The 12,503-nt window shown below is 56.2% G+C and carries 15 protein-coding genes and 1 pseudogene; 3 read left to right on the top strand and 13 right to left on the bottom strand.

Translation table 11 applies throughout. The annotated features are described in order from the left end of the window. Positions 1–1,943 (bottom strand): annotated as a pseudogene (locus tag MVB78_RS08810) (AAA family ATPase); the annotation flags it as partial. Between the two features lie 147 nt (positions 1,944–2,090). On the opposite strand from MVB78_RS08810, the gene MVB78_RS08805 reads away from it, so the two are divergent. Next, entirely contained in the window at positions 2,091–2,330 is a 240-nt protein-coding gene (locus tag MVB78_RS08805) for a hypothetical protein (protein WP_297490430.1), read from the top strand. Between the two features lie 2 nt (positions 2,331–2,332). Here the strand turns inward: MVB78_RS08805 and MVB78_RS08800 are convergent, their stop codons facing one another. The 6 genes from MVB78_RS08800 to MVB78_RS08775 all read right to left on the bottom strand — a co-directional run bounded on the left by MVB78_RS08800 (position 2,333) and on the right by MVB78_RS08775 (position 6,482). Further along, positions 2,333–3,142 carry a hypothetical protein gene (locus MVB78_RS08800; RefSeq protein WP_297490420.1) on the bottom strand — a complete coding sequence of 270 codons (810 nt, stop codon included), beginning with the start codon at positions 3,140–3,142 and terminating at the stop codon, positions 2,333–2,335. 92 nt (positions 3,143–3,234) lie between these two features. Beyond that, complete coding sequence (locus MVB78_RS08795) at positions 3,235–4,563, bottom strand: TrpB-like pyridoxal phosphate-dependent enzyme (protein WP_297490418.1); 1,329 nt, start codon at positions 4,561–4,563, stop codon at positions 3,235–3,237. 346 nt (positions 4,564–4,909) lie between these two features. Next, on the bottom strand, positions 4,910–5,671 hold the full coding sequence (locus MVB78_RS08790; protein WP_297490426.1) for a geranylgeranylglyceryl/heptaprenylglyceryl phosphate synthase: 762 nt from the start codon (positions 5,669–5,671) through the stop codon (positions 4,910–4,912). Between the two features lie 2 nt (positions 5,672–5,673). Then, positions 5,674–5,871, bottom strand: a complete 198-nt coding sequence (locus MVB78_RS08785; RefSeq protein WP_297490416.1) for a hypothetical protein — start codon at positions 5,869–5,871, stop codon at positions 5,674–5,676. Continuing rightward, entirely contained in the window at positions 5,840–6,043 is a 204-nt protein-coding gene (locus MVB78_RS08780) for an antitoxin family protein (RefSeq protein ID WP_297490414.1), read from the bottom strand. Before MVB78_RS08780 ends, MVB78_RS08785 begins: the two co-directional genes overlap by 32 nt. Continuing rightward, entirely contained in the window at positions 6,027–6,482 is a 456-nt protein-coding gene (locus MVB78_RS08775) for a DUF123 domain-containing protein (protein WP_297490412.1), read from the bottom strand. The genes MVB78_RS08780 and MVB78_RS08775 overlap by 17 nt, the downstream gene beginning before the upstream one ends. 60 nt (positions 6,483–6,542) lie before the next feature. Here MVB78_RS08775 and MVB78_RS08770 point away from each other — a divergent pair, with 60 nt between their 5' ends. Then, positions 6,543–6,935 (top strand): DUF2095 family protein, encoded by a 393-nt coding sequence (locus MVB78_RS08770; RefSeq protein ID WP_297490424.1) that lies wholly within the window; start codon positions 6,543–6,545, stop codon positions 6,933–6,935. Between the two features lie 61 nt (positions 6,936–6,996). Next, complete coding sequence (locus MVB78_RS08765) at positions 6,997–8,148, top strand: M20 family metallopeptidase (protein ID WP_297490410.1); 1,152 nt, start codon at positions 6,997–6,999, stop codon at positions 8,146–8,148. Here MVB78_RS08765 and MVB78_RS08760 read toward each other — a convergent pair. From MVB78_RS08760 to MVB78_RS08735, 6 genes are read right to left on the bottom strand one after another with little or no spacing between them, the layout of a single operon-like run. Beyond that, the gene (locus tag MVB78_RS08760; protein WP_297490408.1) at positions 8,141–8,992 is read right to left on the bottom strand and encodes a GNAT family N-acetyltransferase; all 852 of its coding nucleotides are present in this window, start codon (positions 8,990–8,992) and stop codon (positions 8,141–8,143) included. The two genes, MVB78_RS08765 and MVB78_RS08760, sit on opposite strands and share 8 nt — an antisense overlap. Next, the gene (locus MVB78_RS08755) at positions 8,967–9,707 is read right to left on the bottom strand and encodes a phosphoglycolate phosphatase (RefSeq protein WP_297490422.1); all 741 of its coding nucleotides are present in this window, start codon (positions 9,705–9,707) and stop codon (positions 8,967–8,969) included. The genes MVB78_RS08760 and MVB78_RS08755 overlap by 26 nt, the downstream gene beginning before the upstream one ends. 31 nt (positions 9,708–9,738) lie before the next feature. Continuing rightward, a complete protein-coding gene (locus MVB78_RS08750) occupies positions 9,739–10,737 on the bottom strand; it encodes a biotin-dependent carboxyltransferase family protein (protein WP_297490406.1) in 999 nt (332 codons plus the stop codon). Further along, the gene (gene pxpB / locus MVB78_RS08745) at positions 10,730–11,419 is read right to left on the bottom strand and encodes a 5-oxoprolinase subunit PxpB (RefSeq protein ID WP_297490404.1); all 690 of its coding nucleotides are present in this window, start codon (positions 11,417–11,419) and stop codon (positions 10,730–10,732) included. The genes MVB78_RS08750 and pxpB overlap by 8 nt, the downstream gene beginning before the upstream one ends. 4 nt (positions 11,420–11,423) lie before the next feature. Beyond that, on the bottom strand, positions 11,424–11,555 hold the full coding sequence (locus tag MVB78_RS08740) for a hypothetical protein (RefSeq protein WP_297490402.1): 132 nt from the start codon (positions 11,553–11,555) through the stop codon (positions 11,424–11,426). After that, positions 11,552–12,319, bottom strand: a complete 768-nt coding sequence (locus tag MVB78_RS08735; RefSeq protein WP_297490400.1) for a LamB/YcsF family protein — start codon at positions 12,317–12,319, stop codon at positions 11,552–11,554. Before MVB78_RS08735 ends, MVB78_RS08740 begins: the two co-directional genes overlap by 4 nt. Positions 12,320–12,503: the final 184 nt, after the last annotated feature.

The raw sequence follows: 12,503 nt of genomic DNA, 5'->3' as shown, positions 1-12,503 counted from the left end.
CTCTCAAGGAGCTCTCCTCCAACGGTGACCATCCTGACCTTCCCGATGCCCACAGTTCTCGCTTCGTCCATGTCCTCAACTATCAGGGTATCCCCGAGGGCGTAGGCGACGGCGCTGCCGAACTTCAGGTCGTACCTGACAACGTCCATCGCCGGCACGCCGCGGACCGGGTCAACCTTCATGGAGCGCGGTTTTATCCTGTTCAGGGGCAGGAACGTCAGCCTGCCGAGCTTCCTCTCCTTCAGGAGCTTTATGGCCCTCTCAGCAACCCGGTCGTCCTCGACTACCACGCTGTCGTAGTTTCTCCCGAGGGCCACCTCAACGGCCGTCGCGTACCTTCCGTCCGGGACGCTTATGAGTTCCCCGAGGGTGCCGTGCAGCCCTGGTATTCCCTGGGCCTTCAGGAACTCGACGGCCCTGTTGCCGCGGGCCTCCCTCTGGGCCTCCGCCTTGATCAGCTCCTCCTTTGCCTTGGACAGCTCCTTTTCCACGGATTTCAGCTTTCTGCTCTTCTCTTCGAGTTCTCCCTCAGCCTTTCTCAACTTAGCTTCGGCCTTCGATATTGCAGCGTCCACCTCGGTCAGCTCGGCCTTCTTCCCCTCAAGGGACGCCCTTAGGCCCTCCATGCTGCTCTTCAGCCCCTTTCTCTTTACCTCGGAGGACGCTATCTTCGATTTCAGCCTCTCTACCTCCTCCTTGAGCTTCTCGACCTCCGCTTCTTTCGTGTAGAGGTCCTTCTTTGAGTCCTCGAGCTCGCCGACGACCCGGTCGAAGTTCTCCCTCGCGACCGCGTAGCTCCGGTCTATCTCACCCAGCTTCACGACGAGTTCGTTCTTTGCCACCTCCCTCTCCTTGATCTCGGCCACCAGTTTCTCGCGGCGCTTTTTCCACCGGGTTATAGCACTCTTGCTCCTCTCTATCTCCCCCGAGACCTTCTTGAGCTCCTCCTTGGCCTTTGCCAGCCGTCTCTGGCTCTCCTCGATCTCCCTCTCGGCCGCCTGTATGTTCCCTTTGGCCACTTCGATCTTCGACTTAACCTCGCTCACCCTTCTCGTGACCTCTAAGATGCCGTCCTCGCTCTTTTCATCGAGCTCCCTCTCGACCTCGCTCACTTCCCTCTCCTTGGCAACGAGCTCCTTCACCATGGCCTTGAGGGACTCCCTTATCTCCTCCATCTCGCCCTCTATGTTAGTGTCCCTCTCCCTGCTTTCGGCGATGAGGTTTTCTATGCGCTTTATCTCACCGAGGAGCAGCGATACCCTCGCCCTCTCGACCTTTCCCTTTAGATCGAGGTAGCGGAGGGCGTCGTTCCTCTCCTTCTCAAGTTTGTCGAGCTGCCCCTTGACCTCCCTTATAAGGAGGTCGACCCTCGCAAGGTTCTCCTCGGTCTGTTTGAGCTCCTCCAGGGCCCTCTCCTTCTTGGCATCGTACTCGGCTATGCCAGAGATCTCGTCTATGATGAGCCTCCTCTCCGTTGGCGACATCTTGATGAACTTGGTTATGTCCCCCTGGAGGACGAGGTTGTAGCCCTCGGGGGATATCATGGCCGCGCTCAGCATGTCGAGTATCTCGCTTCTCGTTGCCCTCCGGCCGTTCAGCCAGTATGAACTCCTTCCGTCCGGATAAACGCGCCTCTTTATCACGACCTCGTCTTCATCAACCGGGAAGCCCCTGTCCTCGTTGTTGAAGTATATCGCAACCTCGGCGTACTTGGCGGGGGATTCCCTTTTACTCCCGGCGAAGATCAGGTCGCTTATCCTGCTCGCCCTCATGGCCTTTGCGGAGAGGCCGCCGAGAACGAAGAGAACGGCGTCGCCAATGTTGCTCTTCCCGGAACCGTTGGCCCCCACGACCGCGGTGAAGTTCTTTGAGAAGGGTATCACGACCTTCCTGTTACCGTAAGATTTGAAGCCCTTCATTTCAAGCTTTTCTATATAGGGCATGACGCACACCTAAGGGAGAACAACGTCCCTGCTTATATAACTTTAGCCACGCCCCTTCTATAACCATGGGTAATAAAGGTGCGGGTCCCCAATTACTACGAAACATGAAAAGGGTTAAATACACCCTGCTCCAAGAATAGAGTGGTGATGGTCATGGAGATAATCGAACTGGACGTTACCCTCCCCTACGAGGGCAGGGGCCCCCTGCTGAGGGAGATCATGAAGAGACTCCAGGGCAGGATAAGGGACATCCACTTCTTCCCCCCAAACAGCATGGGGCTGAGCAGGGTTAGGATGGAAGTGCTCGCAGATAGGGTTCCGAAGGGCATAGAGCGGTTGAAGGGGGTAAGGGTAAGGCTCCGAGTCATGGAGCCCAAAACGGTTTGAGCTCACCCCTTCGCCCGGGGTGGTCCTCCTAAGTTTTCGAAGTTCTGGAGTATGGCCACCGCCCGTTCAACGTCCCCCGGGGATCCGTTGAGGACTATGAGGGCGTGGTACCTGAGGCCGTAGCTCCTCAGGATCCTCAGGCTGTGGTCGGCCTTTCTCAGCTCGTAGGCGGCGTATTCTGCCTGGTCCTCCTTCGTGTACACGAGTATGAGGACGTCAACCCCTTCCCCGACTTCGGCCCTGAAGGAGAACTTGCCGAGGTACCAGTCCGGTAGGGGGCCCCTCCATTCGGCGTTTTTTACGGCGATTCCCTTGTTGGAGAAGAGGGCCCCGAGCTTCAGGCTTAGAGCCATCGCCTCCCTCTGGGGTGAGGGCGTGAGGAGGGTGCTGGCGTTGGAGGGGTTCTGGCAGAGCCACCTGCTCCCCGCCGCCCGTAGAACATCCTCTTCCCTTCCCCTGATGCCGAGAAACCTCTTTCCGGAGTAGGCTATGTAGTAGGTTCTGTTGAAGATGGGGTTATCCCAGACGCTCCACTGGCAGGATACGTTGCTCCAGTTGCCCATGAGCATTGAGTAGCCGAGGTCGAGGAGCTCGGTTTCGAACTCACCGTAAAAGCGGGCCGCGTTGCCGATGCTCTCCTCCGCGACCTGGACCCCCTTCCCGCTCCAGGTAAGGTTGTCCGCCGCTGGTGGGTCGGTGAGGCCCCACAGGGCGGGTCTCTGGGGCTTTTCCCTCCGGTTACTGTACTCCCACACGACCGCTCCAGATGCCACCACAACGACAACCACGATAAGCGCGAGCAGCTTCCTCATGCCACCACCATGGGCCCATAGGAGGATGGGTTTATATGCTTCACTAAAGGAGGTGCCTTCAAATGAGGCTTTCGAAAGAAAAAGAAGGGAAGTCAGGGCTCCTCTAAAGCAGGGAAGTAGTCGGGCTCGTAGTCTTCGAGCTTTCCATCTAAGTAATCCTCGTAGCCCTGGAGATCGAGCAGGCCGTGTCCGCTGAGGTTGAAGAGTATGACTTCTCCCTTTCCTTCCTCCTTAGCCTTCAGGGCCCTTTCTATTACTCCTTTTATGGCGTGGGCGCTCTCTGGAGCGGGAATTATTCCCTCCGTCTTGGCGAAGAGCTCGGCCGCCTGGAAGACCTCGTTCTGGTGGTAAGCTACGGGCTTGACGATTCCGTGGTTTATCAAAATGCTCAGCGTGGGAGCGAGACCGTGGTAGCGTAAACCGCCGGCGTGTATCGGCGGGACGTAGTAAGTGTGCCCCAAGGTGTGCATCTTCATCTTCGGTGTGTAGCCGCCTGAGTCGCCGAAGTCGTACTTGTAAACGCCGCGCGTCATGCTTGGCGCTGCCTTGGGCTCGACCGCTATGAACTCGTAGTCGGCTTTGCCGTCCAGTTTGTCCTTCACGAAGGGATAGGCCAAGCCGGCGAAGTTGCTGCCTCCGCCGACGCAGCCGATTATAACGTTAGGCTCCTCAAACTCCTTCATCTGCTCTTTAGCTTCCAGCCCTATAACAGTCTGGTGCATTAGGACGTGATTTAAAACGCTCCCAAGGGCGTATCGGGCATTCTCGTCGCGGAGGACGTCTTCTATAGCTTCGCTTATCGCTATGCCTAAGCCACCGGGATGGTTCGGATCCTCTGCCAAAAACTTCCGCCCTATCTCGGTCCTGTCGCTCGGGCTCGGGTAGATTTCAGCCCCGTAGAGGCGCATTATCGTCTTCCTGTAGGGCTTCTGCTGGTAGCTGGCGCGCGCCATGTAAACGCGAACCTTCAGCCCGAGGAGCGCTCCCGCGAGGCTTAAGGCGGTTCCCCACTGGCCGGCCCCGGTCTCGGTGACTAACCTCTCAATCCCCTGCTTCTTGGCGTAATAGGCTTGAGCCAAAGCCGTGTTTATCTTGTGGCTTCCAGTTACCGTCGCTCCCTCGAACTTGAAGTAGATCCTCGCCGGCGTCCCAAGGGCCTTCTCAAGGTGCGTCGCCCGGAAGAGCGGTGTTGGGCGGCCTATCTTGGCGTAGAGCCTCCTCACGTCCTCCGGTATCTCGATGTAGCGCTCCTTGCTCACCTCCTGCTTTACGAGCTCCCCCGCGAAAATCCTGAGCAGCTTCCCCGGTTCAACCGGTTCGTCCGTCTCTGGGTCGAGGGGCGGCGCCAAAGGCTCCGGGAGGTCGGGCAGGATGTTGTACCACCTCTTGGGTATCTTAGAGTCAGGAAGAACGGCTTTCATTCCAACACCTCCTTTTCAAGAATCCCCCCCATTAAGGGGTCGGCAAGTCCCAAAAGCGAGGGAATAATGAGCGTGACTAAATGGGCGGGTTTACTGGAGTTGAAACTGCCAAAAGCACTCCCTCCCGCTCAGCTCAGTGCCAAAAACGACCCCGCCCTAAAATTGGTGGACTAACGGGCTCTGCAAGGATGGTACCTTTAAAGCCAAAAACGATCACTCCTGGCAGTCATCGGGCATCACAGAAAGGGGGTCCGAAGGGAAATAAATACTTTTCGGTCCCGAGGCCGACATTATGATGAAAATACAGCGAAATAGCTGGAGGTTTTGACGTTCTTTTTGAACAATATCAGCGAAGTTTAACGCCCCTGTTGAGTTCTTCCAGTTTCTCCCTTGCCCTCTCAATGGATCCCGCCTTCTCCACCGCCGTCCCTGTGACGACGATGTCGGCCCCCGCTTTCACGGCCGCCCGCGCCTGCTCCCCGCTCCTTATTCCGCCGCCGACTATGAGGGGGACGTCTATGACGCGCTTAACGAAGGATATCAGCCCGGGCGGAACAGGCTGTGGTGCACCGCTTCCCGCTTCGAGGTATACCAAGCGCATCCCAAGGTACTGGCCGGCTAAGGCGTAAGCTGCCGCGATTTTCGGTTTGTGCCTTGGGATGGGCTTTGCATCACCAACCCAGCCGACAGCTTCCCCCGGTTCGACGATGAGGTAGGCCATTGGAATTGGCTCTATTCCGTAGCGCTTTACCTGGAAAGCACCGAGCGCCTGAGCACCGGTGATGAAGAAGGGATTGCGCGAGTTGAGAAGGCTCATGAAGAATATCGCATCTGCGTACCTGCTTATCCCGCCGTGCGAGCCCGGGAAGAGTATGACGGGCAGTGATGAGGACTCCTTGATGGCCTTAACGACGCCATCTAAAACCTCCCCCTCGGCCCCGGTGGAACCCCCGACCATTACCGCATCGACGCCGATTTCCTCACCCATCTCGGCTATCTTCCCTGCAGTTTCGGGCTCAACATCATCTGGATCGAGGAGGACGAAGTGGAGCTTTTCTTTCTTGAGTTTTTCGCGGATGTAGGATTCAACTTTGCCTATCTTGAGCATTCTCATCCCCCCATGAACGCTTTAATCACAACCGCAACCTTGGGAAGATCCACTTTTTTCCCCTCAACGAGGTCAAGAACAAGCCTGCATTTCGATAGGACTCCCTTTGAGTGTTTAAACTGGAGGTAATCAGAGCCGTAAAAGAACGCCCCCACAATGACGTTTGTATCAATAACGAACCCTCTCCCTTCCCCTGACATCCTCAAACACTTCTCCCAAGTTGGCCTTGACCTCTATACCTTCAATCTCTCTCATAAGGTCCCAGATGGTCTCTCCAACAATAACTTTCACCTTGGTCCCCTTCGGGAGCCGGGCCTTCTGAAGCGGCCTGAAAGACTCCCCATCGTAAACGGCCTCAATAACCGTCCCCATTTTCCCACCGTAGTTTTTTAATGTCGTTGACACTTTTAACCCTTTTCCACTTCAGGCCGAGCTTCCTCAGTATTCCCACTAAGACTTCGTCTGATTCCTCATCGAACCTGTAGAGGTTCGTGCTGACCTTGATATCACTGGCACCGAAGCCCTCAACCGGCTCGCCGTACTTTGCCACCTCAAGGGACAGCTTTTCCTCAAGCCTCTCCTCGCTCGGAATCAGGTAGGCCCTCAGAAGCTCGGCTTCCTTCAGGAGAAAATCTACGTGCCAGTGGAGCCTCTTCTCCTTCGAGAAGTGCCTCTTAACCCTCTTTTCGAGGGAGTTCATGGCGGAACCGACGTAGACGTAGTAGCCCCCCCTGAGGTGGAACTCCTTGGCCTTCGTTCTCACCACTTTATCCCCTTCCAGTCGTATAACGAGGAAGTAAGACCCTCTCATGAACCTTTCTTCGGCTCATCCTTTATAAACCCTTGAGCCGAGTATGACCCGGTGTGGATGATGGGTGAAGAGAAGAAGAAGCGGCCCGTTGACGAATTCGCCTGGCAGGAGTACGATAGGGAGGAGTTCGAAAGGGCCTTTCCAGCCCTTTCAAGGGAGCTCGAAGGGGCCGGGCTTTCCATAGAAGCGTACCGCCTCTCCGAGGGGGAGGCCATTGAAGAGGAAGAGTTTGAGCCCCAAGACTTCTCAGGTTACAATCCTACCGTGATAGACTTCCTCAGGAGATGCGAGACCGATGAAGAGGCCCTTGAGATAATCAACTGGATGGAGGAGAGGGGCGAGATAACCCATGAGATGGCCAGAGACCTCAGAATCACGCTGACGAAGAAGGGTGTTAGGGCCTTCGGACCAAAGAAGGGGTGGGGCTGGTACGAGAGGCACGGAAGGCGCTGACCATTAAGACCTCCATCGAAAAGTTAATATCTCTCTTTTGCCACCCTTCCTTGGTGGGACCATGAACTTTGATCCAGTTTCTGAGGCCAAGGGGATTGAGGACGAGATAATAGCCTGGCGCAGGGACTTCCACATGCACCCCGAGCTCAAGTACGAGGAGGAGAGAACGTCAAAAATCGTCGAAGAGCACCTCCGCGAGTGGGGCTACTCGATCAAGCGCGTCGGGACGGGAATAATAGCGGACATAGGCCGGGGAGAGAAGACGATAGCCCTAAGGGCAGACATGGACGCTCTTCCGATCCAGGAGGAGAACGACGTCCCCTACAAGTCGAAAATCCCTGGAAAAATGCACGCCTGTGGCCACGACGCCCACACTGCTATGCTCCTCGGGGCGGGAAAGATAATAGCCGAGCATAAAGACGAGCTCAACGGGAGGGTGAGGCTGATCTTCCAGCCCGCTGAGGAAGGCGGGAACGGGGCGGTTAAGATGATAGAGGGCGGTGCCTTAGAAGGAGTTGATGCCATCTTCGGCTTCCACGTCTGGATGGACCTGCCGAGCGGAGTGATCGGAATTAGAGAGGGCCCCTTCCTCGCTGGAGCGGGAATATTCGGCGGGAGGATAACCGGGAAGGGCGGTCACGGTGCTTCCCCGCATGAGACCGTTGATCCTATTCCGATAATGGCGGAGACCGTCCTGGCCTTCCAGACCATCGTGAGCAGGAACATCAATCCGATAGAGACAGGTGTTGTCAGCGTCACGAGCGTGCACGGCGGAACCGCCTTCAACGTCATTCCCGAGGAGGTAGAGTTCAAGGGCACCTTCCGCTTCTTCAAGCCCGAAATCGGTCGGCTAATCCAGAGGAGGATGCGCGAGATTTTAGAAGGCGTAACGAAGGCCCATGGGGCAAAATACGAGCTCAGCATAGAGGAGCTAACGCCCCCGACGATAAACTCCAAGGAGATGGCAGATTTCGCGGGAAAAGTGGCTGAGAAATACGGCCTCAAATACGGCGAAGTCCAGCCGACTATGGGAGCGGAAGACTTCGCTTTCTACCTCCAGAAGGTTCCGGGAGCCTTCTTAGCGCTGGGCATAAGGAACGAGGAGAAGGGAATAACCTACCCGCACCACCACCCGCGCTTTAACGTTGACGAGGGCGTCCTCTACCTGGGCACGGCAATGGAGGTCGCTTTAGCCTTCGAGTTCCTCAGGTGAGGGCCTTTCCTATTATCGGCACTTCCCCCTTCTTTTCCGCCCCTAACAACTCAGCCGTCTCCTCATCAAGAACCGTCAGAACCCTCTCAAAGCCCAGCTCTCCCGCCCTGTCGATTGCCTTTGGGATGTCCTCCTTCGACCCCCATAAAAAGAGGGCCACCTTTCCGGGCCTCCCGGGGAGGGACTTCAGAGCGTAGTATGAGCTCCCAGCTTTTCCGGCCTCTACGAGTTCTTGAATTCCAGCGAAGATGTCCCTGAATCTCGAAAACCACATGCTGTAAGAGCTCTGGAAACGACCGGCAACGAGCTGGAGGGACTTCACGGTCTCCCACGGGAAGTAGCGGAGGGGCTTAACCCCAGCCGGCTCGAACTCCTCGCTTGAGATTTCAACGAGAATGCCGTTGAAGACGAGCTCATCGAAGCCCAACTTCCTGTAAAAGTCCCTGGCTTCTTCATCGGGCTGCGTTGTTATGAACTCGGCTCCCCTTTCCCTCGCGACCTCCTCTATGAACCCGACGAGGGCCCTTCCAACGCCCCTCCTCCTGAAATCGGGATGAACCTCTATGACATCGAGGTGGGCTATCCTCAGCATTTTTCCTTCAAGAGACTCCTCCGAGAATAAGACCTCTGCCTCGCCGACTATCTTCCCGCCGAGTTCTGCAACAACCGGCAGCTGACCCTCAAGGAGGAGGTTGTTTATGTGGATTGCGAGGGTTTCAACGCTCATCCATGGGCCGCCGCGGAGGTAGCGCTCCTTCACTGAAAGACCGGAGAGGTCATCACCGGCGGTGTGGACACCGACTATGGCTTTGATGTCGTCAAGTGTCGCCTTCCTGATCTTCATAGCTCTCACCGAGGTAACCGAACTTTTCAAGGATGTGCAACACTGCCTCGGCACCGCCGTCGCCGTAGGGCTTTTTCGTTACGTAATCGGCCTTCTCCTTTAAGCTGTCCGGAGCCTGGGCAACTGCAACGCGGTAGCCGACGACGCGGAAGGCATCCAAATCGTTCTCGCCGTCGCCGACGTGGGCCACTTCGCTCGGTCTTATCCCCAAAAACTCGCAGGCCCTCTCTATTCCGGTGCCCTTGTTTATCCAGGGCTTCTTGATGTGTATCGCGAAGCCTGAATCGACCGCGGTAAGGTTGAGCCCGAGCTCCTCTACGAGCTCCCTGACGGCCTCGACCGGAACCTTCCGCGTTATCACGAGGCCAGCCTTCCTCTCCATCGTGGAGTAGCTCAGTTCCGCCTCGGGATAGCGCTTTTTGAGCTCGCTCCAGAGGATCCACTCCTCGTCCATGTCCGTCAGAAAAATCCTCTTCCTCATAGTTCCCTCGCCCTTTATGGAGAGTGCCCCGCCGTCTTCCGCTATTACAGGCCCGCTCGTTCCTATGAAAACTGCCGCAGCTTCCGCGAACGGAACGGAGTTGCCGGTAACGAGCATAACCGGGACGCCGAGCCTTTCCGCGAGCCTTATTGCCTTCAGGGCATCTACACTTAATCTTCTGTCGCGGTAGGTGATCGTGCCGTCTATGTCGAGAGAAATCGCCTTTACCCTCATTTCTTCCACCCGTGAATGGAGGGAAGGGGCTCTATTTAACCTTTCCCGCGAAGGCCGTGAACTCTTTCCCGCCAACCTTCACCTTATACGCCCTCATCTTTCCTTCCAAAAAGGCCCTTATGGCTTCCATCCTCTTCTCCAGTCTCCCGAGTATTTCCTGGGCTTCCTCAACTCCCACCGCTCTAAAGCGCACCTTCATTCCGGGCCTGCTCTGGGCCAAGAGGTGAAGGTCAGCGCTCACCACAGTCGCTATCTTCGCGTAGCCCCCGGTCGTCTGGGCATCTCGCATCATAACTATCGGCTTTCCATTAGCGGGAACCTGAACGGCTCCTGGCAGGAGCGGTTCAGTTACGATGTCGGCTCCCGCTTTGGAATGCTCAATAGCCGGCCCCTCAAGGCGGTAGCCCATTCTATCGGATTCGGGAGTTACGGTATAAGTCTCGCTTAGAAATGTCTCGATGCCTTTCTCCGTGAAGTGCTCAAGGTTCGGCCCGAGGACAACCCTTATTTCCCTCTTGTTGCCTGAATAATCCGGTCTTAGCTCAGGGGGCAGATAGCGCCCTTCCCTGCCCGTTAAAAGAGCGTGGCCGAGGCTTAACCTGTCTCCTGTCCTCAGCGGTCTTCCAAGGTTTGCCCTCGGATAGGTGGAGCAGCTTTCCAAAAGTCTCTCGCACTTTATTCCACCCGCGAAGGCAATATAGCCGTAGAGGCCACTTTTTAGGGTTCCAACCTCAAGAATATCGCCCCTCTTCGCCCAGTGGCTCGTCCAGGGCTCTATTGGAACGCCGTTGAGCCTGACCTCGACGTCTCCAACAACGGCAAAGACAGCCGAGGCGTTGAACCTTACACTCGGCCCCGCTATGAGGAACTCCAAAAGCGGAGTGTTTCCGGGGTTTCCGACGAGGTAGTTCGCTATCCTCGCGGAGTAATCGTCCATGTAACCGGAAACCGGGACGCCGAGCTTTCTGTAGCCTTTCCTTCCAGCATCTTGAATTGTCAGCAACGAGGGAACGCGGAGGAGCTCAATCAACGCCTTCACCCCATTCTTCCAGATAGATCTCCCTGAACTCGCTTTCCTCTATCGGGACGAACTTCACTCTATCGCCGGGCTGGAGGAGGGTTGGCGGTTCTTTTGCAGGGCTGAAAAGCCTCAACGGTGTTCTCCCGATGAGACGCCAGCCACCGGGGCTTTCGAGCGGGTAAATGCCGGTCTGCTTTCCCGCTATTCCCACAGAGCCCGCTGGCACCTTCAGGCGGGGCTTTCCTAAACGTGGAGTGGCTATTCTCTCGTCCATCCCGCCGAGGTAAGCAAATCCGGGAAGGAAGCCGAGGAAATAAACCCTGTAGACTGGTTTGGAGTGTATCTCGATGACATCATCGACGCTCAAACCGTTGTAGTTAGCCACGAACTCGATGTCCGGGCCGTAGGAAGAGCCGTAAACGACTGGAATCTCGATGAGCCTTCCCTCAAAGGCCCTCCCCTCAGCGTTCAGCAACGGCCCTATAGACACCTCGACTTCCGAGTGGGAAACCTTCAGCGGGTCGTAGATGACTAAAAGTGAGGAGTAAGCGGGAACCGTCTCGACCAGCCACTCGAAGTTTGACTCTTCTATTGCCCTCGCTATTGCGTGGACCCTGACGTTTACTTCATCGTCTATGACCTCTCCGAAGGAAACGAGAAGCGCGGAGTCGCCGAGGGGTTTGATTTTCATGGTCTCACCTTTTTCTGTCCCACTCCATTCTGAGGTCTTCTACGCTAATTTCTTCCTTAAATATCCCAAAAGCCAGTTCCAAATCCCGCCGGAATTCGTTGAGTTTTCTCCCCTTTAATCTTTCCTCGGCCTTCATCTGATAAACTCCCCCATCGGCACTACCTTAACTCCCTCCGCCTCAAGTGCTTTCCTCACCATCGAGGCTATCTCCACAGCTTTCGGATTGTCCCCGTGAACGCAGATGGTATCAACCTTCAGCTCGACCCACTCGCCGTTTATCGCTTTAACCCCGCCATCCTTGACCATCGAGACCACGCGCTCGACTATCTCCTCCGCGTCGCCTATCACCGCCCCGGGTTTCGAGCGTGAAACGAGCGTTCCGTCCGGGTTGTAGGCCCTGTCAGCGAAAACCTCGTGGGCAACCTTAACGCCCATCTCCTCCGCTATCTCCGCTGCTCTTGAGCCCGAGAGCGTTACGAAGATGAGCTTTCTGTCAAAATCCGCTATTCCCTCGATGACAGCCCTCGCGAGCTCTTCCTCCTTTACCAGTGCGTTGTAGAGGGCACCGTGGGGCTTAACGTGCTGTAGCTCAAGGCCTTCGGCTTTGACAAAGGCGTAAAGCGCTCCAATCTGGTAGAGGATGTAGTTCCTCGCCTCCTCCGGGGAGAGCTTCATGTACCTCCTGCCAAAGCCCATCAAATCAGGATAGCCCGGATGTGCGCCAACGGCTACGCCGTTTTCTTTCGCTAACCTTACGGTCTTCCTCATAACGAGCGGATCCCCGGCGTGCCAGCCGGTCGCTATGTTTGCGCTGGTTATGTACTTCATCACCTCCTCGTCGAGGCCGAGCTTGTACCTCCCAAAGCTCTCTCCCAAATCGGAGTTGAGGTCAACCTTCATACTCCCACCGCTTCCCTTTCGACGGAAATCTAAAAAAGGGTTTCCCCAAGGTTTGGCCATGAAGAAACCCAACGTCATAGACAGCGCAATCTTCATCCAGGGAGTGGACGTTGAAGGGGTCACCACCCCAAAGGTCGTCGGGGAGGTGAAGGACCCGGAGTCGAGGCTTTTCCTTGAGGGCCTG

Origin of the sequence: Thermococcus sp. (assembly GCF_026991495.1) — an archaeon.
Lineage (GTDB): Archaea > Methanobacteriota_B > Thermococci > Thermococcales > Thermococcaceae > Thermococcus.
Note: the sequence above shows the minus strand (reverse complement) of the source record. Positions and strands in the feature narration are given on the sequence as shown.

Bases quoted from the DNA above. Each gene is read 5' to 3' on its own strand.
- MVB78_RS08805 (WP_297490430.1), top strand. From the start codon at position 2,091: ATGGTCATGGAGATAATCGAACTGGACGTTACCCTCCCCTACGAGGGC.
- MVB78_RS08800 (WP_297490420.1), bottom strand. From the start codon at position 3,142: ATGAGGAAGCTGCTCGCGCTTATCGTGGTTGTCGTTGTGGTGGCATCT.
- MVB78_RS08795 (WP_297490418.1), bottom strand. From the start codon at position 4,563: ATGAAAGCCGTTCTTCCTGACTCTAAGATACCCAAGAGGTGGTACAAC.
- MVB78_RS08790 (WP_297490426.1), bottom strand. From the start codon at position 5,671: ATGCTCAAGATAGGCAAAGTTGAATCCTACATCCGCGAAAAACTCAAG.
- MVB78_RS08785 (WP_297490416.1), bottom strand. From the start codon at position 5,871: ATGTCAGGGGAAGGGAGAGGGTTCGTTATTGATACAAACGTCATTGTG.
- MVB78_RS08780 (WP_297490414.1), bottom strand. From the start codon at position 6,043: ATGGGGACGGTTATTGAGGCCGTTTACGATGGGGAGTCTTTCAGGCCG.
- MVB78_RS08775 (WP_297490412.1), bottom strand. From the start codon at position 6,482: ATGAGAGGGTCTTACTTCCTCGTTATACGACTGGAAGGGGATAAAGTG.
- MVB78_RS08770 (WP_297490424.1), top strand. From the start codon at position 6,543: ATGGGTGAAGAGAAGAAGAAGCGGCCCGTTGACGAATTCGCCTGGCAG.
- MVB78_RS08765 (WP_297490410.1), top strand. From the start codon at position 6,997: ATGAACTTTGATCCAGTTTCTGAGGCCAAGGGGATTGAGGACGAGATA.
- MVB78_RS08760 (WP_297490408.1), bottom strand. From the start codon at position 8,992: ATGAAGATCAGGAAGGCGACACTTGACGACATCAAAGCCATAGTCGGT.
- MVB78_RS08755 (WP_297490422.1), bottom strand. From the start codon at position 9,707: ATGAGGGTAAAGGCGATTTCTCTCGACATAGACGGCACGATCACCTAC.
- pxpB (WP_297490404.1), bottom strand. From the start codon at position 11,419: ATGAAAATCAAACCCCTCGGCGACTCCGCGCTTCTCGTTTCCTTCGGA.
- MVB78_RS08740 (WP_297490402.1), bottom strand. From the start codon at position 11,555: ATGAAGGCCGAGGAAAGATTAAAGGGGAGAAAACTCAACGAATTCCGG.
- MVB78_RS08735 (WP_297490400.1), bottom strand. From the start codon at position 12,319: ATGAAGGTTGACCTCAACTCCGATTTGGGAGAGAGCTTTGGGAGGTAC.